21 protein-coding genes and 1 tRNA gene are annotated in these 24,451 nt (G+C 35.3%); 6 read left to right on the top strand and 16 right to left on the bottom strand.

What is annotated here, in order from left to right; all coding sequences use genetic code 11:
- The first annotated feature begins 76 nt into the window (after positions 1 to 76).
- Genes proS through LPC15_RS00285 form a run of 4 tightly spaced genes read left to right on the top strand, consistent with a single transcriptional unit; the run spans position 77 to position 6,504 of the window.
- Positions 77 to 1,492 carry a proline--tRNA ligase gene (gene proS, locus LPC15_RS00300; RefSeq protein ID WP_229234718.1) on the top strand — a complete coding sequence of 472 codons (1,416 nt, stop codon included), beginning with the start codon at positions 77 to 79 and terminating at the stop codon, positions 1,490 to 1,492.
- Between the two features lie 10 nt (positions 1,493 to 1,502).
- Complete coding sequence (gene gatA / locus LPC15_RS00295) at positions 1,503 to 2,960, top strand: Asp-tRNA(Asn)/Glu-tRNA(Gln) amidotransferase subunit GatA (RefSeq protein WP_229234717.1); 1,458 nt, start codon at positions 1,503 to 1,505, stop codon at positions 2,958 to 2,960.
- Positions 2,960 to 4,462, top strand: a complete 1,503-nt coding sequence (gene gatB, locus LPC15_RS00290) for an Asp-tRNA(Asn)/Glu-tRNA(Gln) amidotransferase subunit GatB (protein WP_229234716.1) — start codon at positions 2,960 to 2,962, stop codon at positions 4,460 to 4,462. The genes gatA and gatB overlap by 1 nt, the downstream gene beginning before the upstream one ends.
- Positions 4,459 to 6,504, top strand: coding sequence for a DNA topoisomerase I (locus LPC15_RS00285; protein ID WP_229234715.1), 2,046 nt, complete (start codon positions 4,459 to 4,461; stop codon positions 6,502 to 6,504). The genes gatB and LPC15_RS00285 overlap by 4 nt, the downstream gene beginning before the upstream one ends.
- Here LPC15_RS00285 and cgi121 read toward each other — a convergent pair.
- The 11 genes from cgi121 to LPC15_RS00230 form a co-directional block, all read right to left on the bottom strand.
- Complete coding sequence (cgi121, locus tag LPC15_RS00280; RefSeq protein WP_229234714.1) at positions 6,497 to 7,009, bottom strand: KEOPS complex subunit Cgi121; 513 nt, start codon at positions 7,007 to 7,009, stop codon at positions 6,497 to 6,499. The genes LPC15_RS00285 and cgi121 overlap by 8 nt on opposite strands.
- Entirely contained in the window at positions 6,999 to 9,155 is a 2,157-nt protein-coding gene (locus LPC15_RS00275) for an ATP-dependent DNA helicase (RefSeq protein ID WP_229234713.1), read from the bottom strand. The genes cgi121 and LPC15_RS00275 overlap by 11 nt, the downstream gene beginning before the upstream one ends.
- A gap of 27 nt (positions 9,156 to 9,182) precedes the next feature.
- Positions 9,183 to 9,971, bottom strand: a complete 789-nt coding sequence (locus LPC15_RS00270) for a metal ABC transporter permease (RefSeq protein WP_229234712.1) — start codon at positions 9,969 to 9,971, stop codon at positions 9,183 to 9,185.
- A 30-nt stretch (positions 9,972 to 10,001) separates the two neighbouring features.
- Complete coding sequence (locus tag LPC15_RS00265) at positions 10,002 to 10,757, bottom strand: metal ABC transporter ATP-binding protein (RefSeq protein WP_229234711.1); 756 nt, start codon at positions 10,755 to 10,757, stop codon at positions 10,002 to 10,004.
- A 6-nt stretch (positions 10,758 to 10,763) separates the two neighbouring features.
- Positions 10,764 to 11,639, bottom strand: coding sequence for a metal ABC transporter solute-binding protein, Zn/Mn family (locus LPC15_RS00260; RefSeq protein WP_229234710.1), 876 nt, complete (start codon positions 11,637 to 11,639; stop codon positions 10,764 to 10,766).
- Positions 11,632 to 12,387, bottom strand: coding sequence for a phosphopantothenate/pantothenate synthetase (locus LPC15_RS00255; RefSeq protein ID WP_229234709.1), 756 nt, complete (start codon positions 12,385 to 12,387; stop codon positions 11,632 to 11,634). Before LPC15_RS00255 ends, LPC15_RS00260 begins: the two co-directional genes overlap by 8 nt.
- A 38-nt stretch (positions 12,388 to 12,425) precedes the next feature.
- Positions 12,426 to 13,412, bottom strand: a complete 987-nt coding sequence (mvk, locus tag LPC15_RS00250; protein WP_229234708.1) for a mevalonate kinase — start codon at positions 13,410 to 13,412, stop codon at positions 12,426 to 12,428.
- Positions 13,413 to 13,425: 13 nt separating this feature from the next.
- Positions 13,426 to 13,499, bottom strand: a tRNA-Gln gene (locus LPC15_RS00245).
- 1 nt (position 13,500) lies between these two features.
- A complete protein-coding gene (locus LPC15_RS00240) occupies positions 13,501 to 15,384 on the bottom strand; it encodes an FAD-dependent oxidoreductase (protein WP_229234707.1) in 1,884 nt (627 codons plus the stop codon).
- 249 nt (positions 15,385 to 15,633) lie between these two features.
- Complete coding sequence (locus LPC15_RS00235) at positions 15,634 to 16,041, bottom strand: PaaI family thioesterase (protein WP_229234706.1); 408 nt, start codon at positions 16,039 to 16,041, stop codon at positions 15,634 to 15,636.
- A gap of 1 nt (position 16,042) precedes the next feature.
- Positions 16,043 to 16,243 carry a hypothetical protein gene (locus tag LPC15_RS00230; protein WP_229234705.1) on the bottom strand — a complete coding sequence of 67 codons (201 nt, stop codon included), beginning with the start codon at positions 16,241 to 16,243 and terminating at the stop codon, positions 16,043 to 16,045.
- A gap of 86 nt (positions 16,244 to 16,329) precedes the next feature.
- On the opposite strand from LPC15_RS00230, the gene LPC15_RS00225 reads away from it, so the two are divergent.
- Positions 16,330 to 16,818 (top strand): flavodoxin family protein, encoded by a 489-nt coding sequence (locus LPC15_RS00225; RefSeq protein WP_267496944.1) that lies wholly within the window; start codon positions 16,330 to 16,332, stop codon positions 16,816 to 16,818.
- 466 nt (positions 16,819 to 17,284) lie between these two features.
- On the opposite strand, the gene LPC15_RS00220 is transcribed toward LPC15_RS00225, so the two are convergent.
- The gene (locus LPC15_RS00220; protein WP_229234703.1) at positions 17,285 to 18,232 is read right to left on the bottom strand and encodes an archaeosine biosynthesis radical SAM protein RaSEA; all 948 of its coding nucleotides are present in this window, start codon (positions 18,230 to 18,232) and stop codon (positions 17,285 to 17,287) included.
- Positions 18,233 to 18,318: 86 nt separating this feature from the next.
- On the opposite strand from LPC15_RS00220, the gene LPC15_RS00215 reads away from it, so the two are divergent.
- Positions 18,319 to 19,851 carry a 2-isopropylmalate synthase gene (locus tag LPC15_RS00215; RefSeq protein ID WP_229234702.1) on the top strand — a complete coding sequence of 511 codons (1,533 nt, stop codon included), beginning with the start codon at positions 18,319 to 18,321 and terminating at the stop codon, positions 19,849 to 19,851.
- Positions 19,852 to 19,940: 89 nt separating this feature from the next.
- Here LPC15_RS00215 and LPC15_RS00210 read toward each other — a convergent pair whose 3' ends face one another.
- The 4 genes from LPC15_RS00210 to LPC15_RS00195 all read right to left on the bottom strand — a co-directional run bounded on the left by LPC15_RS00210 (position 19,941) and on the right by LPC15_RS00195 (position 24,450).
- A complete protein-coding gene (locus LPC15_RS00210; RefSeq protein WP_229234701.1) occupies positions 19,941 to 20,534 on the bottom strand; it encodes an MBL fold metallo-hydrolase in 594 nt (197 codons plus the stop codon).
- A gap of 56 nt (positions 20,535 to 20,590) precedes the next feature.
- Positions 20,591 to 22,270: an ATP-binding cassette domain-containing protein gene (locus LPC15_RS00205; protein WP_229234700.1), complete on the bottom strand. Its 1,680-nt coding sequence runs from the start codon at positions 22,268 to 22,270 to the stop codon at positions 20,591 to 20,593.
- Positions 22,271 to 22,360: 90 nt separating this feature from the next.
- Entirely contained in the window at positions 22,361 to 23,395 is a 1,035-nt protein-coding gene (locus LPC15_RS00200) for a uroporphyrinogen decarboxylase family protein (protein ID WP_229234699.1), read from the bottom strand.
- Entirely contained in the window at positions 23,392 to 24,450 is a 1,059-nt protein-coding gene (locus tag LPC15_RS00195; RefSeq protein ID WP_229234698.1) for a uroporphyrinogen decarboxylase family protein, read from the bottom strand. The genes LPC15_RS00200 and LPC15_RS00195 overlap by 4 nt, the downstream gene beginning before the upstream one ends.
- Between the last annotated feature and the right edge of the window lies 1 nt (position 24,451).

The following is a 24,451-nucleotide window of genomic DNA, read 5'->3' as shown; positions in this document are numbered from 1 at the left end:
TTTGTATAGGTGAAGTAGTTTATTTATGATATTAGGAAAATATTTAAAGAAAGATTAGATGGTGTAAAAATTGATCATGGATAAAAAAGGTTCTTTTTCAGAGTGGTATAACGATATTCTCAGATTAGCCAGAATAATCGATGTTAGATACCCGGTAAAAGGGTTGTATGTCTGGTGTCCTTTTGGGTTTAAGATACGAAAATACACTTACGATATATTAAGAGAGCTTTTAGATAATACTGGTCATAAAGAGACGTATTTTCCGTTATTGATACCGGAACAAGAATTTATGAAAGAGGCAGAGCATATAAAAGGTTTTCAAAATGAGGTATATTGGGTAACAAAAGGTGGTCTAGATGATCTCGACGTACCGTTGGCATTAAGACCAACATCAGAGACCGCAATATACCCTATATTCAAACTCTGGATAAGAAGCCATGCAGATCTACCTATATTGGTATATCAGATAGTAAATACTTATCGTTACGAGACAAAAGGAACCAAACCGCTCGTAAGAAACAGAGAGATATCATCTTTTAAAGAGGCGCATACTGCTCATGAAAATTACGAAGATGCCGAAAAACAGGTTAAAAAAGCCATTGAAATATATAAATCATTTTTTAAACGTCTTTGCATCCCTGTAATGATAAACAAAAGGCCTGATTGGGACAAATTTGCCGGTGCGGATTATACTATTGCGATAGATACAATAATGCCCGATGGTAAGACGCTTCAGATAGGTACTATACATAACCTTAAAGATAACTTTGCCAGAACGTTTGGGATAACATACGAAGACAAGAACGGAAGACAGAATTATGTTAACCAGACTTGTTACGGCATATCTGAGCGGTGTATCGCAGCGATGATCTCGATACATGGTGATGATAAAGGACTGGTCATTCCGCCAGAGATTGCACCTATTCAGATAGTTATAATCCCGATTATTAAGAAAGAACATGAATTACAAATTATAAAAAAATGTGAGAGTGTGTATGATAGATTGAAAACTCGATATAGAGTAAAACTTGATAAATCGGATGAAAGACCTGGAGCTAAATATTATAAATGGGAACTAAAAGGGGTACCTTTTAGAATAGAGATTGGACTGAGAGATATAGAGAAGGATTCTGTAATTATAAGCAGAAGAGATACAAACGAGAAGGTATCGATCAAAGAAAAAGATATTAATGGATGGATAGAGAAAGAAAGCAAGAAGATGGTCTATGATTTGTACAATAAAGCTGAGAGAGAGATGGTTAGTAGAATAGTCGAATATAATAATATTGAAAAATTAGCTGTTGCCGGTGAAACAAGGAAAAGATACGTTTATAAAGTAAGTTGGTGTGGTAAAGAATCTTGCGGAGAGGAGATAGAGAGGATGACAGGATTGAAAATATTAGGCGAGATCGTAGGTGAGAAAGAGGATGGTAGATGTGTTTTGTGTGGAGATGATAGCAAGATAAAAGTATATCTTGCAAAGACGTATTAGTGGGGTGTCAATGAAAAGTTTTAAGAGAGGAATCGAGGGTTTTAAGGATATTGTAAATAATGGAGAGACGGAAGAGACTATATCCAAGTTAATAGACAAGATAAATAAAAGCAGATTAAATGCGTTTATAACTATTCGTAAAGAAGCGATAGAAGATGCTAAAAAGATTGATAAAGGGGAAGTAGAGAGAAAAGGAAGACTTCTAGGAGTGCCTATCGCGGTAAAAGATAATATATCTACCAAAGGGATCGAGACCACCTGTGCATCTAAGATGTTAAAAGGCTATATTCCACCGTTCGATGCGACGATTATTGAAAAATTAAAGAGAGAAGGGGGTATCATAATTGGTAAGACCAATATGGACGAGTTTGCAATGGGCTCTACTACCGAGACAAGTTTTTTTGGCCCTACGTTAAATCCATGGAAGAATGATAGGGTTCCCGGGGGGTCATCTGGTGGCAGTGCTGCTGCTGTTGCTGCAGGAGAATGCATGGTGGCTTTAGGTACTGATACAGGTGGATCTGTCAGATGTCCTTCATCGTTTTGCGGGATTATTGGAATAAAACCTACGTATGGTCTGGTATCAAGATATGGATTGATAGCTTATGCAAGTTCTATAGAATGTATAGGAAGTATGGCTACATCGATAAAAGATGCAGAGACTGTTTTAAATATCATATCGGGTAAAGATCCAAAAGATTCTACTTCTATATCGTTGGAAGATAGAGAAAAGATTATAAATAATCATAAGACTGATAAAAGTAAGAGAAAAAAAAGAATAGGAGTATTAACAACTCTTTTTAACGATAATAGTATAGATAAAGATGTTTTAAATAGTGTATGGAATGCTATCTATAAATTAGATGATCTTGGAATAGAATATAAAGAGATAGATTTGCCCAATATAAGGTACGCTCTACCTTCTTATTATATAATATCAATGAGCGAAGCATCATCCAATTTAGCAAGATTTGATGGGACTCATTATGGATTTAGCCTTGATGAAGAACTGAATTGGGATAGTACTTTTTCTAAAATTAGAAAGAAAGGATTTGGACGAGAGGTTAAGAGGAGAGTTCTTATGGGGACGTTTGCGCTTTCAGCAGGATATTATGGACGATACTATCTAAAAGCACTCAAGATAAGGAGTATGATAATAGACGATTTTAACAATATTTTTGACAAAGAGAAACTTGACACAATAGTCACACCGACTATGCCTTATAAGCCATTTAGGTTGGGGGAAAAGATTGATGATCCGGTATCTATGTATTTATCAGATATATTTACGGTTCCAGTAAATTTGGCAGGTCTTCCATCTTTGAATATAACCTGTGGTTTTTCAGAAGGATTGCCTATAGGAATGCAGTTGATAGGTAAAGCCTTTTGTGAGCCTGATATAATAGATATAGCCAAGATTTATGAGTTAAATACAAATTACCAGAAAAAAGTATGGGAGTTGTTCTAATGCATAATGATGAAAAACCACGCGTTTTTCAATCTTATCCAGAGATTGAAGATTTACCAATGCATGAAAATCCGCAACCAAATGAGATTAATCCAGATTCAGATGTTATAATAGGACTGGAAATTCACGTACAACTTAACAAACTTAAAAGCAAGCTTTTTTGCGGTTGTTCTACATCTTATCATAATTCTGAACCTAACACGCATACTTGTCCTGTCTGTTTGGGATTGCCTGGTTCTTTACCAGCACTAAACAAAAAAGCGGTTGAGTTTGGAATAAAAGTGGCTTTAGCCTTGGAATGTAAGTTGTTAGATCAGACCTTATTTTATCGTAAGAACTATTTTTATCCGGATCTGCCAAAAGGTTATCAGATATCACAGTACGATTTTCCACTTGCAAAAGATGGAAGGGTCACCATAACGACGGATGCCGGAGAGAAGGTTATAAGGATCAATAGAGTTCATATTGAAGAGGATCCTGCCAAATTAATGCATATAGGCGGTATGGGACATTCCAAATATACGTTGGTAGATTATAATAGATCTGGTATGCCTTTATTGGAGATTGTTACAGAACCAGATTTAAGAAGCCCTAAAGAGGCAAGAAGATTTTTAGATAAATTGAGAAGTATCCTAGATTATTTGGATGTGTTTGATGGTAACTTAGAAGGTGCCATGCGAATTGACGCGAATATCTCTTTAAAAGGCGGGGGCAGAACCGAGGTAAAAAATATATCTTCTCATAAAGGTGTAGAAAAAGCATTACTCTACGAAAAAACACGACATAAAAACCTTAGAATGAAAAATATTCATATAAAGCGAGAGACAAGACATTATGATGAACAGAGGGGTATAACCATCCTGCTCAGAACGAAAGAGGAGGAGGAAGATTATAGATATTTTCCGGAACCGGATATTCCCTTGATGAATGTTAAAGAGTGGGAGACAAGACTCCGTAATGAGATACCAGAATTACCTGATGCTAAACGACAGAGATTTATTAAGGAGTATGGAATAAAAGAAGAGCATGCAAGATCTTTAACGTCTGATATAGCTATTGCAAATTATTTTGAGATCATATCCAAAGAGATAGATCCGAGCGTTGCGGCTAGCTGGATAGCGGATGTTGTCAAAGGTGAGTTAAACTATAGAGATATAAATATAAAAGAGTCAAACCTGACTGCTGATAAGATGATACGGATCTTAAAAAAATTTGTATTAGGCGAGATAACCGATAGAAATATGGTAGAATTGATAAGAGAGATTATAGATAGCGGAAAAGACCCAGAAGAGATAATTAAAAAGAGAGGATTTGGAAAGGTTGGAGAAGATGAGGTATTGCTACTTGTCAAGAAGGTTATCGAAGAGAATCCGGATGCTGTGAAAGATTATCGTAATAAAAATGATAAAGCATTGAACTATCTGGTTGGTAAGGTGATGGCTTTATCCAAAGGTAGAAGTGATCCAAAAGAGGTTATCAATCTATTGAGGAAATATATTTGAATCGCTTAATAATAACCGAGAAGAATAGCACCGCTAAAAGAATCACGGATATATTATCTAACAAAGATTATAAGACTAGAAGACTCGAAAATATAAATGTCTATTCGTTTTCTACAAAAGAAGGGTATAATGTAGATGTCATAGGTCTTAAAGGTCATATTCTAAGACTAAAATTTCCTGATGACAAAAATAATTGGTCGGATATTCCACCAGAAGACCTTTTGTGGTCAGATATAGAAAAAAAGCCTATATCTGAAAAATATATAAAAGCATTGCAAAAATTGGGTAAAGATGCCGATGAAGTTATTATTGCTACTGATTACGATAGAGAGGGGGAGTTGATCGGTGTTGAAGCATTAGATGTTATATTAGACGTTAATAAAAATATCAGGATCAAAAGAGCAAAATATAGTGCAATAACGGAGGAAGAGATTATAAAAAGCTTCTCCAATCTTTTGGATATGGATTATAATCTTGCAAATTCTGCTAATGTGAGAAGTATCATCGATCTGATATGGGGTGCAAGTCTGACCAGATTCTTATCTCTTTCGGCAAAGCGTTTAGGAAACAGTTATCTATCCGTAGGAAGAGTGCAGACACCAACTTTAGCTTTAATAAAAAGAAAAGATGATGAGATATATAATTTTGTGCCAGAACCATATTTGGAGATATATGCGGAATGCTTAAAAAATGGGGAGAAATTTCTTGCTAAACATAAAAAAAATCGGTTTAAAGATGAGAACGAGGCTAAAAAGATAGAAAAAGTTATAACCAAAGTAAAAAAGGGTGTCGTAACAGAGATAGAAAAAAATATTATAAAGACCGATCCGCCGCTTCCTTTTAATACTACATCTTTCTTAAAAGCAGTGTCATCAATAGGTTTTACGGTATCAAAAGCAATGGATATTGCAGAAAAACTATACAATCGTGGTTTGATATCCTATCCTCGAACCGATAATACTTCTTATGCTGGAATAGAGATTGAAAAGATATTAGGGATGTTATCTAAATCAGATGAGTTTTCCAGTTGTGCAAAAGAATTGTTAGATAAAAAAATAGATACTACACTGATTAAAAGAGGTAAACAAACGAAAGATCATCCATCTATCCATCCTGTGAGATACGAAAGATTAAAGGATCAAGATTGGAAGATTTACGAGTTGATCACCAGAAGATTTTTGGCATCTTTATATGACAGATCTACGATGGAGAACACAAAGGTAGAGATAGATATAAATGGGGAAATATTCCGTGCCAACGGATCAAAATTTTTAGATAAAGGATGGAGATCTGTGTATTATTATAAAAACATACAAGAGGTCGTATTACCAAAATTAATCAAGAAAGACCGTGTTATTGTCTGCAATATCAAGTTAGAAAAGAAAAAGACAAATCCTCCACACAGGTATAGTCAAGGTAAGCTTATTCAAAAGATGGAGACGTTAGGGTTAGGGACAAAATCGACTAGGCATGACATTATAAGAAAACTTTACACGAGGGGTTACGTTTATGACAATCCTCTTAAATCGACGAAAATAGCAAAGACTGTAATAGAAACACTCGAAAAATATGCTCCAGATATAACAAAGGTAGATATGACGAGTAAACTCGAAGAAGATATGTATTCTATCGCAGAAGGCAAGATCCCAGGAGAAGACGTGATAAACGAGTCCAGAGATTTGTTATCTGAGATATTCGAAAGATTGAGAGATAATGAGAAGGATATCTCAAAAGAATTGTACGATAAGATAAAAGGAGATAAAATAATAGGACGATGCGAGAAGTGTGGTGGTGATTTAGTGATAATAAGATCACGGAGAGGTACGAGGTTTGTCGGTTGTTCAAGATACCCAGTTTGTGATTTTTCTCTGCCATTGCCTAAAAAAGGACGGTTGGTTATAACAAACGAACTATGCAAAGAACATGGAATAAAACTCTTAAAAGTGCTGTATAATAAAAAAATATGGAATTATGGTTGTCCTTATTGTAACTATATAGAATGGATGAATAAGAACGAAGAATATTCTACAAATTTTATTTAAGCAAGTCTAATAGGACTTCGCGTTCTAATATAAGTCTTGGAAGCTTTTTCTCTCCGACTGCATCTATCTCTTCATTTGTTATATTATAAAAATCCATCACTTTATTTTTTTTTGATGAATCATACCGAATTAAATCCTCGATATCGATCTGCTTGATGGCAAACCTTTCTTTTATATCTTGTTCTAATTTATCTGCATCTTCGTCGCAGATTACAAAGACTGCATAATTCTCTCCGTCTTTGATTCCCATCTCTATCGCTTTGTCTATGCTTCTTTTACCTGATAAATAAAGCAGAAACTCTATTGAGGGGTCGTTAGATATATTATTACCCATATTGAACGATTCTATCGTTTTTCGCACAGCAAGATATATCTGATCGATGCTTATAAGATAACTTGTATCGACCACCTGTAAGATATATGGGTCGCCTATCTCTTTAAGCTCTTTTATGAAGACATTAACATCTTTAACTACAACTCTTCCACCAAAAATGTTAGTATTCATCGTAATCCTCCAACTCTTTTAATATGGATGATGCAAGCAAGACATTTATACCTTTTATTTTAGATAGATCTTCGACATTCGCTCTTTTCAGGTCTTCTATAGACCTATACCCTGCATTATACAACCTTCTCGCTCGAACTCGTCCTATGTTTTTAAGCCTGACAAGCTCCATCAGTTCCCTTTTTGTCCCTTTACGTACCTGTATAGATAAATTTTTTATATCATAATAATAAGGAAAGTTTAAATAATATGCAATGCTATACAACGCTCTTGTAAGCCATTCTGCCGTATCTATAATATTGGCAAGATCACCAGGACCTATATTATATTTTTTGCATATAATTTTCTCTCTCTTTTCATCTATCCATTCTTTTATAATCAATGCCGTCTTTAAAGATGATAAAATCCAATCATCTATCTCATCTTGATCTAAATAATGTAACAATTCTTTATTTGATCTAACGAATTCGTAAAGCTTAATCTCTTCATTCTTTGTAAGATAGATCTTTTGCATATCGGGTGTCATGCAGATAATATGAAGATAAGCTAGGTCTTTTTCTACATCTTCAAAATATTCTAAAGATTTTAACCTGTTTACCATTATACTTGCTGACAATGGATCTATATACAACCTTGAAACCAATCTTCCCAGATCAGTTGGATAGAATCTTCTTTCATCATTGCTGTCAAATTCGATGAATCCGTTCTCTTCCAAGAAAAATATGATATTTCTAACTACTGAATCTATCTTCCAAAGATCGTTCTGATATGCAAAAAATGTGTTTGATAAAAAATCTAAAACCTCATCGCGGCTCTTGGCAAAACTTATTATTGCAGATAGAATATGAGACCTTAAAGTATTCTCCGTACCCAACTTGCTCCATATCTCTTCAGGATCGGCAAATATATAGTTTTCAAATATAAAATCAAGCTCGTTTTCACTCTTGCTTATAGCAATAGCCTCTCCAAACGGGTCTAAACCAGGCCTTCCAGCCCGACCAGCCATTTGCTTATAATCCAAGACTGGAATAGGAACGTTTCCAAAATCGGAGTTGTATCTTCTATAGCTGGATATTATCACTCTCCTTGCTGGTAGGTTCACCCCGGCCGATAATGTGGGTGTAGCTACTATAACCTTTAATATCCCGTCTTTAAAACCTTCCTCGATTATCTTTCTGTGGCTGTTAGATAGACCAGCATGATGAAATGCAACTCCAGAAGATACTATCTTTGATAAAGATAGGCTAATATCTGTATCATCTATCTCTCGAATCTTTTTAGATAGATCTTTTATTCTTTCATCGGTATCGATCAGTCTCTCTGCTTTCAAATAATCGGATATCTTCTTTGCATACCTTTCAGAATTCTTTCTAGTGTTGGCAAAGACCAAAGATTGCCCGCCATTCTTGATCATGTCCTCTACTAAAAGAATTACATTATCCATACACCTGTTGTTGTTTATCTTTACTTCTCTATATTTGGATCTGTTATCTTTGAAATAGATGCTTCCATTCAAAAATACGCCATTGAAAAGTTTTATTGGTCTCCAATCACTCAAAATAAGCTTAGAATTTAACCAATCTGCAATTTCTTCAGCATTACCTATCGTTGCACTTAATCCTATCGTCTGAATGTTTTTGTTCAATCTTTTAAGCCTATTAATTATTATCTCCAATGTGGGTCCTCTATTTGGATCGTTGATCAGGTGGATTTCATCTATCACCATAACACTTAACTTATCTAACCATTTTGCATTATTTCTCATGAGAGAATCCACTTTTTCAGACGTTGCAACGATTATATCGTTATCTCCAAGATGTTCGTCGCTTATTTCGTAATCACCAAGTGATAAACCTATACTTAAACCGAATATCTCGAATTTTTTGAACTTTTCATATTTTTCGCTTGCTAATGCTCTTAAAGGAACTATATAGATGGCTTTTCCACCATTTTTTATTGAGTTTAACATTGCCAGCTCTGCTATCATCGTCTTACCAGATGCGGTAGGTATCGCTATCACGAGGTTCTCACCATCAAGGACACCTGCATTTATGGCATCTTCCTGTGGAGGGTAAAGCTCTTTTATTCCGTCATTTATATAAAAATCAATAATCTCATCGGATAACTTTTTTCTAAGCGAGTTCAAATCCATAATACAAATGAATATTTGGTTTTAACCTGATTTTGGTATAGAGTTCTTGATCAAAAAAACAAAAATAAATGCTATAGATAATATAAGAACTATAGTCGCACTAGGGATTAAATCGAGCGCGTATGATATTAACAGACCGATTATCACTAAAATAGCACTTATTATGGACGAAGATATCATCAAATTTCGGAGGTTATCAGAAATAAACTGTCTACTTATCAGAAAAGGTATAGTCAATAAAGCCATTAAAAGAATAATACCAACGACCCTTATCAAGACAATTATACTCAACGCAATCATAGATAAAAGTAATAGATACAATGCATCTGTCGGAATTCCTATCACGGTAGAGAATTCTTCATCGAAAGATATGGACAAAAATTCCTTATAAAAAAGATAGACAATAGCAACGATGATCACATCCAATACGAACATCAGGATTAGATCAAAAGAAGTAACGGTAAGAATGCTTCCAAATAAATAACTGAAAAGGTCTGGAGCGTATCCCTGCTTTAAACTTATAAAGATAAGTCCTAATGCCATACCAACGCTCCATATTATTCCGATTATAGCATCTTCATCTATTCTGGTTTTTTTATTTATGATACCAAGACCAATCGCGGATAAAACAGCAAAAGGAATTGCAGTTATCAAAGGATTAACCCCAATCAAATACCCCAATCCAACACCACCAAAAGAGGCATGAGATATTCCCCCACTTATAAATACAATCTTTTTTATGACGATATATGTACCAGTAATTCCACAGACTACGCTTGCTAGAATCGCAGCAATAAAAGCGTTTCTCATAAATTCGTATTGGAATAGTTCGAGCACCATTTATTTATGTTCTCCTAAAATTCTATATGGGGTATCATGGAGTATCAATTCTACTGGTATCCCGTACATTTTCTTTATCTCACTTAACCCTCCCGTTTTAGGACCATGATAGTATAACCTCTGGTTTAGACAGGCAATCGTATCGATATACGAATAAACGAATCCGATGTCATGGGTTACTATAATGATGGTCATTTTTTCTCTAACCTTTAAAAGAAATTTATAAAAAGAGATTTGTGTTTTCACATCTATACTTACCGTCGGTTCGTCGAGTAAAAGTAATTTTGGTTTTCTTGCCAAGGCTCTAGCCAATAATACACGTTGTAGTTCTCCACCAGAGAGATTACTGATCTGTCGATCTTTATAATCCAACATACCAACACTCTTTAATACATCGATCACGATATTTTTATCCTCCTTAGAATATCTCTTAAAACCATTATATCTTGCGGTAAGAACCACGTTAAAGACGTTGATTGGGAAATTTCGGTCAAAAACAGAGTATTGAGGTAAATATCCAATTAAACTTCTTCCTTCTTTAGGATTTTTTCCAAAAACGTTGATAGTACCTTTATCTGGCTTTATCAATCCAAGTATTACCTTTAAAAGGGTTGTCTTCCCCCCACCGTTTGGCCCTATGATCATCAGAAAATCGTTCTCTTTAACGGATAGGTTTATCTTATCAAGAACAATGTTATTATTAAAAGATACTTGTATATCCTTTAATTCTAATACGGTCTTTTTTTGATCGTTCATATATATCTACTCAAACTCTAGAACAAGCATATCTGACAATTTTATCATGTTTTCTATATAATTTTCCGGAAGCGGATCGATATAAACTATCTCACCACCGATCTCTTCCGCTATAGCTTCTGCGTATCTTTTAGGAAACTGAGGCTCTAAAAATATATAAAATATATTTAAATCCCTTGCAAGATCGACATATCGGCGAGTGCCCTGCGGTGTGGGTTCTTTTCCTTCTGATTCAACTGCAATCTGGACAAGATCGTAATCTTTTGCGAGATATCCAAAAGATGGGTGGTATGTAAGAAAGGCTCTATTTTCATATCGGCTAAACTTGTTTTTTAGTTCTTTATCCAGACCCATCAATCTTTCGACAAATTTATTTTTATTTTGTTCGTATAGGTCTTTACTAGCCGGATCTATCTTAATAAGTTCATTATAAAAATTTTCTGTCATCTTTATCGCATTTTGTGGCGATAACCAGATATGTGGGTCGTTGTCTATAATCTCTATACCTTTTGATCCGTCTATAATAACCATATCCGGATTCAAACTTTCTAACTTATCCATCCATGTTCTTTCAAAATCTATACCAGATCCTACTTTGAAATAAATTTTTGCGTTGCTAATAGCCCTCATTTGGTTAGGAGACGGTTCGTATGTATGAGGATTGGCACCTGGTGGGGTCATAACAACTATATCTGCTTTATCTCCCATTATATTCCTTACAAAATCTGCCTGTGGTAGTATGGTTACACATACCACGATCTTATTATTACCTTCGACCTTATTTTCGTTCTCTCCACGCATAGATAATATTGATGCTATTATGCAGAGAACCAAGGCTACTATTATACATATTAATAATATTCTTTTATTCTTATCAATCATAGTTATTTATAAATTGTTCCAATCTTTCAACAAATATTTTTACCTGGCATCTCAAAATTTCTTTATTATCAAAATTTTTTACTATCTCATCTAATTCTTCTCTCTTCATATTCTTCATCTGTTTAGCATAGCTTATCATAGCAGGGATCACATCAAGAACGTTGCCTACAATGGTTATAGACGCCATATTAGCAGTTCTAGAAAAAGGATTTAGATCTATAGCAATTATCTTTTTACCCATACTGATCAGTTTCTCTGCTCTATCGCCATCCTCTAATGCGACTAAGATAGTATCCGCTACCTTAATACCTCTCTCGTCTACCAACCCTCTTGCATGCTCTATCTCCTCCAATCTTACAGTTTGATCACCAGCTCCCAATACTACATCTGCTCCATTTTTTTTGAGATATTCTACCACGTTTTTCACTCTTTCTTCGCTTCTGTAGAAGAGATTCACCTCTAACGGAGCATTTATCGTGTTGCTTAGTTCTATAAGTTCTTTAGGCACAATAACAGCGGTATTGCCATTGACCGAGATTACAGGATTCTTTGCTAATAGTAACTGTGCCACAGATACCTCTATAGATCGTATAGAATGGATAGATAACCTTTTATTCATCAATATATCAAATATTTCGCCTCTACCCTCCGATAAAAGACCATTTACACTTGTGATCCCTTGTTTTACTCCATTTATGATCTTTTCTTTCGTCTTCCTTGTATCCGTTGGATAAGGAATATATATCATATTTCAATCCCTTATGGGTAATCTCTCGTATTCGGATATTACAAACCTTGGTTTGTAAACCACGAATCGGAGATTCGTGATAAATCTTCTATTTTTACACCATTTTTCAACCCCTTATATTTCAATCCCTTATAGATAGACGTACGAATCAAAGATTCGTTGCTCACAAATCCTTGATTTGTGAACGTATCGATTTCTGATGGGTATAACGATATAAGGCAACCTCCACCGCCAGACCCTGTGATTTTTGCTCCTAACGCACCAGATTTTAGTGATTCATAAAATAAACTGGACAGCTTTGGAGTGGACACACCCAACGATTCCAACAAACCTTGGTTTATGCTCATCAAATGTCCCAATCTTTCTTCATCACAGATCGAAGATTTAAATATACTTACTGCTTCTTCAGTTATCTCTTCGATAGAATCAAAAATTTTGGATACTATTTTTGGAAACTGTGTTTTTAGCCTAGCAACCTTTTTAACCATCTCTTTTGTAGATGAATTCTCTCCGGAATGTATTATCAAAAAATTCAATCTCGTATCATCGATATTCAACCTCTGAAAATGACCATCCTTATAGTAGATAATACCGCCGTACGTAGATACAAAAGGGTCTAATCCAGATGAAAAACCCTGAACGTTACGCTCAACTTCCCAGCCCATCTTTGCTATATCTTCCTTGTTCAAATCCAATCCTAATAAGGAGGATAATGACTTTATCAAAGCAACGCTCAAAGCTCCCGAACTACCAAGACCGCTTCTTATGGGCAATTCGTTCTTTATCTTAATGTCTATCTTTCTATCACAATCAATTCCCATTTCATCTGCTTTTTTTAGCACGATATTAATTGATTGCTTTATATATTTGTCATCATAAATTGAAGATTTCGGAGCCGTAAGTTCAGCAAAATTAGTCTCCACATAAATCCGTTTATCTATCGCCATAGCTATCGCCGGTTTACCGTACACTACAGCATGTTCTCCAAACAAGATAACTTTCCCCGGTGCAGATGCTATTACCATAATAAAAATAATATAGCCCGGGGCGGATTCGAACCGCCGTCGAAAGGTCCAGAGCCTTCCATGATTGACCAGCTACACTACCGGGCTATCACAATTTATATGCGATCTCTGCCCCCTCTCTTATAGCATCTAACGCTTTTCTCGGCTTTAAAGCGTCTCCTATTAGATATATATCTCCGAATTTATCTTTCATTTCAGATAAAGCGTTGTATAGCTCTTTGTTAGATGCCGTACCGACTGCCAGTACAACCATATCTCCTTTAACATTAATAGTTTTGCCCTCACACTCAGCCACCACGCCATCGTTTTCTATAGCTGTTACTCTCGCTTTTGTTATCGTCTCAACATTCTTCTCTTTTAATTTGTTTTTTACAATCCATCTGGTGGTCCTTCCGATGTCATTCCCTATTTTATCTAGCATTTCCACAATAGTAACGTCTTTTCCTTTATTTCTTAAAAATAATGCAACATCACATCCTACACCTCCCCCACCTACTACTATAGCTTTATTTCCATTTATCTCCCTACCTTTGAGCAGATCAAATGCAGTACATACATTTTTATTATCAACACCGGGAACGTTCGGTATTATAGGTGATGCTCCTGTAGCCACAATAATCGCATCAGGTTTCTGATCGATCAAAAAATCTGGTTTTATATCTACATTATAAACAATATCGACATCTTTAAGTTGGTTATTATAATATCTAGGTACATTGGCAAACTCCTCCATATCAGGGCATGCTGTTATCAAGTTTATCTGACCGCCTAATCTCCTATCTTTCTCGTATAATGAAACATTGTGCCCCCTCAAATGGGTAACTCTTGCTGCCTCCATCCCGCCAGGCCCTCCCCCAACTATGATAACTTTTTTTGGAGTATCAACCGGTGTAATTTTAAATTCGCTCTCTCTACCAACAGCTGGATTTACAAGACAGGTTATAGGCAACCCTTCAAAGACCATATCAAAACAGGAGTTGCATGCTATACATGTTCTAATCTCATTAAACCTCCCCTCTTTTGCTTTTTTTGGAAGCTCAGGATCTGCTATAAGGGGTCTTGCCATAGCTACCATATCTGCCTTGCCTTCTTTGATAATATCATTAGCAAGAACAGGATCGTTTATTCTATGGGAAGCAATAACCGGAATATTGACTACTTCTTTTATTTTTGCCGCAAGATAGATAAACCCGCCTCTTGGTACCATCATAGACATCTGATCTATAGGCGACTCGTGCCAACCGACATTAACGTTAAGCGCATCGACACCGGCCTTTTCAAGCATTATAGCGATAGATTTCTGATCTTCTAAAGTATTTCCTCCTTCCACATATTCGTTGCCAGATATTCTACAAAGAATCGGAAAATCTTCGCCTACTTTATCTCTCGTCTTATCGATTATATTTAATAAGAACCTTGCCCTATTTTCTAAACTGCCCCCGTATTTATCAGTCCTTTTATTGGTTGCAGATGATAAAAATTGTGAGATCAGGTATCCGGTAGCTGCAGTAAACTCTACACAATCAAACCCAGCCTTTTTTGTTCTTAAAGCACCATCGGCAAACTCATCTTCTAGATTTTCAATCTCTGGAATCGTTAAAGCTCTCGGTCTTTGTCTTGTAAAGATAGGTGCTGGGATATCAGATGCAGAGACTACATGATCTCCTGGAAAAGAAGAGTATCTACCAGGATGCCATAATTGTAATCCTACTCTGGAACCGTGCGCTTTTATCGATTCTGCAAGATCTCTCAGTTCAGGAATAAACTCATCGTTATACACATTTATATAGCTTGGATTGTCCTCATCTATCGCAGTAGGACCTATCACGATTAGTCCTACATTACCATCTGCACGCTCTATATAAAAATTCTTTAATTGTTCCCCTACGAAAAAACAGCCGATGCTTGGCATCACAATCCTATTTTTTAAACCCATCTTCCTTATTTCAATAGGTTTGAATAAGTAATCCATCTTTTAGCCTCTTTAATCGGAAGAAGTATTTATCTTTTAAAAAGCATATTGTAATATATATAGTTTTTGTTAATATTGTAGTTTTTGTTAATATTGTTTATAAATATAACATAAAATTAATCGTATAATAATAGACTAAATTTATAGCCAAATACCAAACTTTTTAAAATAACAATGCCATCTCACAGAGATCAAAGGCATTCTGTTGATAAATTTTCTTACCGAAGCAACAGGTTATGAATATAAACATCATCCAAGAATAATAAACGATGCATCGGCATCTGCGAGGGTAGTCATACCATCTGTTACGACCGCATGGGTAAAAACAATCTTTCTTCCTGGTTTTTTAAGTGTTGCGCGTGCAGTCAACTCATTACCTTTTGCAGGCTTGAAGAACCTGACAGTCATATCGATAGTTGCTATATTCGTTGTCCCTTCGAGATTAGCCATGACAACATGCGCCATCGCTTCATCCATTAACGTTGAGAGTATTCCACCAGCAATAACACCGTTTCCTTGAGTAAGATCTTCGGATGTCGGAAGAGAGAATATCACCTCTTCAGAAGAAATCTTTATAATCTTTACGCCTAAAAACCTGAAGAGTCTATTCACCTGCTGATCTTCTTTCTGTACTAAATCTAGATATTTATTTGTCATTTTAGATCGAAAGTGTTATAAACGCATCTTTTCTATATATTAATCTTTTGCTTCTTAGCTTTAAATCATGAATACTATTTATGAATACTTTAGATAAAATTTGAGGTATTAAATAATCCAAATCGCCAACATTAATGGTTTTTTCTTTGCTTACCTGGGAAGGCGGTCTTTTAAATCCGTATTTTCCAAATGTTAACCCCATTTTTTGGCTCTTACCTTATGATGTTTGAAAGATCCTGCATTACCCATGACTAAAAATTTATATATATTATCATTATATCACCAACCATGGTGCGTGTATTAATTGTTTATCATTCGAAAACGGGCAATACTGAAAAGATGGCTAAAGCGATAGCAGAAGGTGTAAATTTGTCAGGAGCAGAAGCAATACTTAAACGAGTGGAAGATGCTTCTATAGACGATCTTGATGATATAGATGGATTAATATTAGGATCACCGACGTATTTCGGAACAATGTCCGCCGAGATGAAGAGATTCATAGACCAATCCGTAAAGAAAAGAAAAAAATTAGAGAATAAGATTGGTGCAGCGTTTTCATCATCCAATTTTGTAAATGGTGGCAACGAGACGACTATAATCTCGTTGATACAGGCATTATTGGTACATGGGATGGTTGTTGCAGGAGATCCTCTGGAGACGGGTGGTCATTTTGGGGTGGTATCTATAAAAGATCCTGATGAGAAGACATTGGAGAGATGCAGAAAATTTGGAAAAAGAATCGGAGAGCTAGCCACTAGACTAACATCGAATCAATAATAATTTTATATTTATTTAAATTTTAAAATATAAAAATAGAATAGAATAAAAGGTTGTAGTAAACTCGAGAGATAGCTATCCAGAACTATCTTATATTGATAACACTTGATTAAAGCATTATCAAAACCCCAAAACAAAGTAAAGAGCTTATTCTGACGATAGGAACATAGGGATATATTTTAGAATCAGTTAGAGAAAAGGTTAAACAAGTTGAAAAAGAGCTTAACAAGAGAATTATAACTCAGATAAAAGAGATCAAATAGAAGAGAGAAGAGTCTGAAACTGAGACCTTTCAAGGAAGGTAAGATAACGAAGAGTGAGGCATTAGAAATGCTCGATCAAGTCAGTAAAGGAAATCTGGCATAGAAAAAGAAGAAAAGATCGATAAAGAGGAACAGACGGATAATAATGGATAGCAGAAGGGAAGCAGTAAGTTAAAACGTTAAAACATAAATCCAAATAATAGCTAGATCAGTATCGGTGCAAAAGGGTAATCTTCTATCTTAAGGATCTCATTCCAGATCTCTCTACATTCGCAATCTAAATCTTCGATCAAGGTAGGATCGTTGTTAAGAGAAAAATCTTTTATCGCCTTGGTTATCTTCTGATCACATCGTCCACAGTTGTGTGGTCCCCTTCTGTTTCCAGCGCCGACGGGATCCATCTGTACAGGGAGATCGATAGATGTCAGACCTTTTAATACCTCCAGACAGCTCCATAGCCAGGGTGATCTATATTCTTTTTCAAACCATAACCGTTCTAGGTGCGTATTCTTTTGAATATTACACGGGTTGATAGACACGTAATCCGAACACTCGCTGCATCTAATCCCTGAGTTGATCGTATCAGATATAGCATCTCGTTCGATCAAAAAAGGTGGTTTTAATAAGAGATAGGTCTTTACTCTCATTCCAAGCGAATGTATCAAGTTGCACGCTCTTTTATAATCTAAAAAACTGAATCCTTTGTTAATAATCTTATTTCGAATGTAATCATCCGCAGTCTCAAGACCTATCGCTATTATGAATCTATCGTCGAGCAAAGAGAGGTTTTCTCTTGTTATAAACTCTGGCCTGCTCTCTACAATGATTTTGTTTATAGAATTCTTGTCTAACTCTTCTATAATCTTTTTTTTAACGTTTATAGAGATCTCATTGGTATCGAGAAAACTACCTGATGTGTAGATCTTTATACATTCTACGTCTTTAGCATTAATAGCATGGAACTGGTTTAATATATCTTCATCAGAGACAAGATTAGAAGAATCGGCTGAGAATCCACACATAACACATCTATTCCAAAAACAACCTCTCGTCTTTAAGATAACCGTCAACGTATCCATTATTCTTCCGTCGATATTATCTTTGCTTCTCCATACCGCAATAGGTTTATCTAAGGTGATCATCCTTTTCATTTTTGATCGAATGGTTATATAATATAAACATATTATTTAAATAAAAGTTTTTACTTAGGGCATGATACATAAAAATGGTGTTTCCGATGGAGAAGAATATAAAACCACCCGAACAAGTTAAGATATTCGATACGACGCTAAGAGACGGGGAACAAACGCCAGGCGTCTCTTTCTCTGAGAACGTTAAAATAAAGATAGCAAGACAGTTGGATAAACTTGGCGTAGATATAATAGAGGCAGGATTTCCCTCATCTACCGAAGAAGAGAGAAATACTGTCAGAAAAATATCCTCTTTAGGTTTAAACAGCGAGATATGTGGATTAGCAAGGATTATTAAAGGTGATATAGATGCTTGTATCGATGCCGATGTGGATATAGTTCATCTATTCGTTTCTACGTCTGATGTGCAGATAAAAAGCACTATAAAGAAAGATAAAGATGAAATATTGAAGATATCACAAGATTTAGTCGAGTATGTAAAAGATCATGGAATAAAATGTTTGTTCAGTGCTATGGATGCAACAAGAACCGATAAAGATTATCTCATAGAGATATATAAGACCGTTGAAGATGTGGGCGTTGATATAATAAACGTTCCTGATACAGTCGGCATAAGCACACCTTTTAAGATGTATGACCTTATTTTAGAGATTTCAAGCAAGATAAAGGTGCCTATCGATGTCCATTGCCATAACGATTTTGGATTGGCCATAGGAAATACCATAGCAGCAGTATTGGCTGGAGCAAAAGAAGTACAAGTTACCATCAACGGAATAGGAGAACGTGCGGGTAATGCAAGTGCTGCAGAAGTGATTATGGCATTGCATGCTATATATGGTATCAAAACAAATATAAAAACGAAATATTTATTTGAGACATCAAAGATGGTGGAATCGTTCACTGGTATTAAAATACCTCCTAATTATCCAATAGTTGGTAACAATGCTTTTTCTCACGAATCTGGTATCCATGCACAGGGCATAATAGAAGATAGCAGATCTTTTGAGCCTGGTATCATCTCACCAGAGATGGTAGGACATAGACGAAGATTAGTTCTTGGAAAACATACCGGAAGGCATACGGTAAAGAAGATGTTAGAAGAGTATGGATTATATGTGGATGATAATGCTTTAAAAGAGATAACAAATATTATAAAAACTCTTAGCGAGAAAGGTAAAAAAATAAACGATACGGAGTTATTAGCCATAACAGAATCTGTTATAGGATCTTTACCAAAAGAGGAACAATATATTAAGATTGATGAGTTTTCAGTTATGACAGGAAACAAGATAACGCCTACTGCCGTATTAAAGGCTGTTGTAAACAATAAGATAAAAATCGGTGCTAATTTTGGCGTAGGACCTGTGGATGCGATACTTAAAGTCATACAAGAGATTATAGAATCCAACATAAGATTAAAAAACTTCAAGATAAATGCAATAACAGGTGGTTCAGATGCATTAGCGGAGGTTACTATAGAGGTAGAGGATGAAAGAGGATACAACGTAACCACTACGTCCGCAAGAGAGGATATAGTTATGGCATCTGTAGATGCATATATATCTGCTATCAATCATCTCATGATAAAGAGAAAGATCGATAAAAACTCCAATATTTGATTAATATCAAAAAGAATTGATATAGGATCTGTCTTATATTTTGTGGTTCTTCTTATCTCTCATTCTGAAGATATAATTAAACTTAATCTTTACTTTAATACGACTATCGGTCTATCATGCCCAGGTATGATAATATCGGCAATCTTTGCTATCTTCTTCATACTCTCGATTGCCCCCTTCGAATTGGAACAGATTCGTGGTGGTAGCCATTTATAATAATTGTTTCTTGTCGGTATGGCATCACCCGCTATAACAATATTCATACCCATCTCGTTTTTAAAGATCACAGATATATGCCCAAGTACATGTCCTGGCGTCTCAATAATAGATATATCTTTAAGATTTAAAATATCAACAGAGTTGATACTATAACCCTCTGCTTGCAAAGGCTGAGCATATTTTTCTGCATTTATGAATATCTCATTACATCCTATATGATCGTTGTGTAGGTGGGTATTTATAACTATATCTACATCCTCTGGCGTATAACCAAGATGCTTCAAATTTTTCACTATTATATAGCAATCATCTCTTGCAGACGTATCGACGATGATAGTAAGGTCGCTCTCTATTAGAATAGAACTTGATGATGCATGGATGATAACATTATCTCTATTTTTAATTAGTCTTCCATTATTCAGAATATGAAGATATTTACCAAGCAAATCAACCTCTTTACTCAAAAATAGCCCTCAAATCATACCTAAAAAATTAAAGATGATTGTGGAATTAGCATTTATTAAACAGTAACATTTTCTGGATTTCCGACATATATGATCTCTCCATTATACAGTTGAATAGCTCTATGAGCCACTTCTTTGATAAAATCTATCTGATGACTTACCAAAACCATAGATATTCCAAGCTTATCATTTATCTCCTTCAAAGTATTACAGACGGTTCTTAATGTTACCACATCTAAATCTCCAAAAGGTTCGTCTAAAAAGAGTACCTTAGGTTTATTCAGTATCTCTATACCTATAGCGACCCGTACTCTTTCCCCAACAGAGAGCTCATAAACCCTTCTTTGAAGAACATCTGTTGGTAAATACAGTAGATTAAAAATTAGATCTATCAAATCATCTGCTTCCCATGGAGGTATGATAAATAAATCTTTAATCTTTTCTTCATCAAGACCTACATCTTTCATATCATTTAAAAATTCTGATGTGCTCGATTCCGAATTTATAAATTTTATAAAATATGGTTCTATCAAATCCCATTTTAGATCTAACTTGTTTGCTCTTTTTTTGGCAAATATTATCGGGCGTTCTCCTATCAATCCAAGTCTTGCATATGCCAAATCTTTAATATTAGCTGTATATGGAAGATCCAGCTCTTGAGGAATATAACCAATATTTCCAACGATCTTTAGTTTATCTTCTTTAATATTCATCTTTTTATCTTTAATAAAATAAATAATATCACCGTCAGTGGGTGTTTCCTCACCTGTAAGTAAATTGAGTAAAACACTCTTTCCTACACCAGTTAAACCAACAATTGCCAAAATTTCTTTTTCATAAAGTTTAAAAGATATATTTTTAAGTTCAAAAGGTACAGAAAAGTATTTGTTATCTACCCCTGCAAAATGATACTCTTTTCTCAAATTTTTAACCTCTAAAACAATTTTATCAGTATGGGGCATTAAGGGAAGAGGTTCCTCCATCTGGTTAACAAAATTTTTTATGACCTCCTCCCCTCCGATATCTATTATTTTTCCATCCAAATGCATTATTCTATCTGCAGTTCCATAGAGTAGCTGTGGGTTATGAGATGTTATTATCATAGATGTCTTATCCTTCATCTCTCTCATCCATTTTAATATCTTTTTACGTATATTTAAGTCGCTCATTGTAAGTGGTTCATCAATCAATGCTATTTTCCTAAATCCAATTGTTGCTAATTGGCGGGCCAGAACGACTCTCTGTTTTTCCCCTCCGCTCAGAGTAGCTACAGGATGATCTATTTTATGTTCTAACTCAACAACTTTTAATAGATTTATTGCCGCTCTTTCCCATTTTTTATACTTTTTTTCTTCATACGCAAGAGGAAGAGTCTCATCTCCTGTGTCAAGTGCGATAAACCTACGTATAATATTATCAAAAACAGTAGTATCCCAAAGAGATACAGAACGCTGTAAATGGATTGATGTCATATTCAACAACTTTTGTATCTCTTCTTCGGTAGAACTTGGTCTAATACAAATATGATCAATCTGAATTTCACCGCTATCAAAAGGCTCACTACCATGAATTATCCTTAAAAGAGTTGTCTTTCCACCACCACTCGGTCCTATAATGCCTAAAATCTCATTATTATAAAGATCGAAAGAGATGTCTCTTAAAGCATTGATCTCTCCTCCATCTTCAAATGTATATCTTTTGTTGATATTAATAATACGTAGTATCGGTTGTTTCATAATTTTAAATATTAAATCCTTTATTTAAAGGTTTTTATATAAGTTTAGGAGACTTCAACTTAAGAATATAATCGTTTCTTTATTACATTGTTATTTTATAGGATACTTCCCATATTTTTGAGATGCTAAAGCAAGCATCTGTACTTTTTTTAATGGCGTAGATACTGGTAAATCACATCCCGAAAACAATATAAATCCACCACCTATTGCAGCCTGTTCTATTGCATCCCTTGCTTCATTCTCAACATCTTTAGGCGTACCCATCAACATAGTTCTTGTCTGGTCTATACCACCAAGCAGGCATACTCTATCTCCGAATCTATATTTTATATCTCTTAAACTATATCTTGTCCCTCTATCCCACCAATTAATTCCCTTTACATGAGGATAATCAACTATCATATCTAAAAAAGGCTCTCTACCACACACATGTAGAATTACTGGAAGATTTATCCTGTTTAAAAGTTTTTCATCCCATCTTTTGGCAATAGTCTCATACTGTTTTCTTGTTAAAAGCTCACCTGTTGCTCTTGTTACGGCTAAAAATATTCCATCAGCACCAGCATCTTCTAATGCCATCTCTTCAGCTATCAATGATTCAGTAATTGTTTCTAATCCGATAGAAAGCAGATCAGGAGATCTTTTCACCTGTTTTAATACATTCATCAAAGGAGCAATGTGCGTTGCTGATGTTATCGGGGAGAACATCACACCTAATATAAAGACCTCTTCCTCAAACCACTCTTTTAGAAGACGGATGGCCTTAACTATCGTCTTTACACCATCGATAGATTCGGGATCAAAAGGTTCTATCTTTTTCCAATCTTCATCCCTCTTTACAGCATATTCCGATATTACAGGAGAGGCATCGGCATCCATATATTGCACTCTGCTACCCCATCCTTCTGCTATCATACCAACGTGGGAGAAAGGAAAGAGTATATCAAATCCGCATTTCTCAAAGAGATAACGTTGGGCTATAGCCATCTTTTCCCCATCAGTAGCATAATCTATCACATTTATTCCAGCAAGTTTTCCTGCAACCTGAGTGGCAAAAGAGCCAACAGGTACTCTATCTGGCTCTTTTAGATTTAATGCTGTGAGAACTCTCTTTTTTGATGTCATACTATCCATCCTATTGGATACTTACCGTATCTCTTTGCTGTTTCCACTGCAGCAAAGATATTTTCAGGAGGTGTAATAGCACTAAGCTCACATCCACCACATAATATAAATTCGCCATCTATTGCAACCTGTTCTATTGCATCTCTTGCTTCGTTCTCAACATCTTTAGGCGTACCCATTATAAGAGTTTTATTTTGATCTAAACCTCCAACCAGGACTACTTTACTATTATATCTCTCTTTCATATCTCTACCATCTTTTAAACTATATTTTGTCCCTCTGTCCCACCAATTAACTGCTGAGAGTGGATATCTTTCAATTATGGTATCCAACATCGGATAATTCCCACAAACATGACCTATTACATAATTACTCTTTAAACTTTCTAAGACTTTTAGATCATAGGGAATTCCAAACTCTTTATATTGTTTATCGGTAAATAAATCTCTGCTAGCTCTAGTGATCGGCATAAAGAATATCTCTGTACCTAAAGAGATTTGTGCATTCACTATATCACGTTCTATATCTGTAATTATGCTTAATCCTTTATGTAATTCATCAGGATTCTTTCTAGTATCCCTTATCGTCTCTGTCATTCCTCTAACCCAAGTAGCAAGAGTAAGAGGACTAACCACAGTACCCATAACAGGAACCTCATTATTTGTTTCTTCACGAATGATCGAGGTCGCTTCAAGAGATGCACTTATGCCAGGGGTTATACTTAATTCCAATTTTTCCCAATCATCAGGTTTTTTTACTACAGTCTCACCTATGGCAGGAGTATCATACATAGTATCGTAATACTTTGTTTTTGTTCCAAACATCTCTGCTAGTTCTGCTATACCTGATGCTGGTATAACCGCATCTACACCGTATCTTCTTAAATAATTTAATTGTCCTTCAGCCATTTTCTTCCCATCGGTAGAATATTCGAACATCTTTATACCAGCCTCTCTTGCACCGATCGTCAATGCCCAAAATATTACAGGTACCCTATCAGGAATTTTATGGTTTAGAACAGCGGTCACTCTTTCCATAGAACTCATTTCTTCCATC

This window comes from Candidatus Methanoliparum sp. LAM-1 (genome assembly GCF_020885915.1).
In the GTDB taxonomy this organism is placed as follows: Archaea; Halobacteriota; Methanoliparia; order Methanoliparales; family Methanoliparaceae; genus Methanoliparum; species Methanoliparum thermophilum.
Note: the sequence above shows the minus strand (reverse complement) of the source record. Positions and strands in the feature narration are given on the sequence as shown.

Excerpts from the sequence above, each read along its gene's own strand:
- LPC15_RS00240 (WP_229234707.1), bottom strand. The coding sequence starts at position 15,384 with ATGGATTACTTATTCAAACCTATTGAAATAAGGAAGATGGGTTTAAAA.
- LPC15_RS00235 (WP_229234706.1), bottom strand. The coding sequence starts at position 16,041 with ATGACAAATAAATATCTAGATTTAGTACAGAAAGAAGATCAGCAGGTG.
- LPC15_RS00260 (WP_229234710.1), bottom strand. The coding sequence starts at position 11,639 with ATGATTGATAAGAATAAAAGAATATTATTAATATGTATAATAGTAGCC.
- LPC15_RS00205 (WP_229234700.1), bottom strand. The coding sequence starts at position 22,270 with ATGAAACAACCGATACTACGTATTATTAATATCAACAAAAGATATACA.
- proS (WP_229234718.1), top strand. The coding sequence starts at position 77 with ATGGATAAAAAAGGTTCTTTTTCAGAGTGGTATAACGATATTCTCAGA.
- LPC15_RS00225 (WP_267496944.1), top strand. The coding sequence starts at position 16,330 with ATGGTGCGTGTATTAATTGTTTATCATTCGAAAACGGGCAATACTGAA.
- LPC15_RS00195 (WP_229234698.1), bottom strand. The coding sequence starts at position 24,450 with ATGGAAGAAATGAGTTCTATGGAAAGAGTGACCGCTGTTCTAAACCAT.
- gatA (WP_229234717.1), top strand. The coding sequence starts at position 1,503 with ATGAAAAGTTTTAAGAGAGGAATCGAGGGTTTTAAGGATATTGTAAAT.
- mvk (WP_229234708.1), bottom strand. The coding sequence starts at position 13,412 with ATGGTAATAGCATCTGCACCGGGGAAAGTTATCTTGTTTGGAGAACAT.
- LPC15_RS00215 (WP_229234702.1), top strand. The coding sequence starts at position 18,319 with ATGGAGAAGAATATAAAACCACCCGAACAAGTTAAGATATTCGATACG.
- cgi121 (WP_229234714.1), bottom strand. The coding sequence starts at position 7,009 with ATGAATACTAACATTTTTGGTGGAAGAGTTGTAGTTAAAGATGTTAAT.
- LPC15_RS00230 (WP_229234705.1), bottom strand. The coding sequence starts at position 16,243 with ATGGGGTTAACATTTGGAAAATACGGATTTAAAAGACCGCCTTCCCAG.
- LPC15_RS00220 (WP_229234703.1), bottom strand. The coding sequence starts at position 18,232 with ATGAAAAGGATGATCACCTTAGATAAACCTATTGCGGTATGGAGAAGC.
- LPC15_RS00270 (WP_229234712.1), bottom strand. The coding sequence starts at position 9,971 with ATGAGAAACGCTTTTATTGCTGCGATTCTAGCAAGCGTAGTCTGTGGA.
- LPC15_RS00200 (WP_229234699.1), bottom strand. The coding sequence starts at position 23,395 with ATGACATCAAAAAAGAGAGTTCTCACAGCATTAAATCTAAAAGAGCCA.
- LPC15_RS00255 (WP_229234709.1), bottom strand. The coding sequence starts at position 12,387 with ATGATATATATTCCTTATCCAACGGATACAAGGAAGACGAAAGAAAAG.
- gatB (WP_229234716.1), top strand. The coding sequence starts at position 2,960 with ATGCATAATGATGAAAAACCACGCGTTTTTCAATCTTATCCAGAGATT.
- LPC15_RS00265 (WP_229234711.1), bottom strand. The coding sequence starts at position 10,757 with ATGAACGATCAAAAAAAGACCGTATTAGAATTAAAGGATATACAAGTA.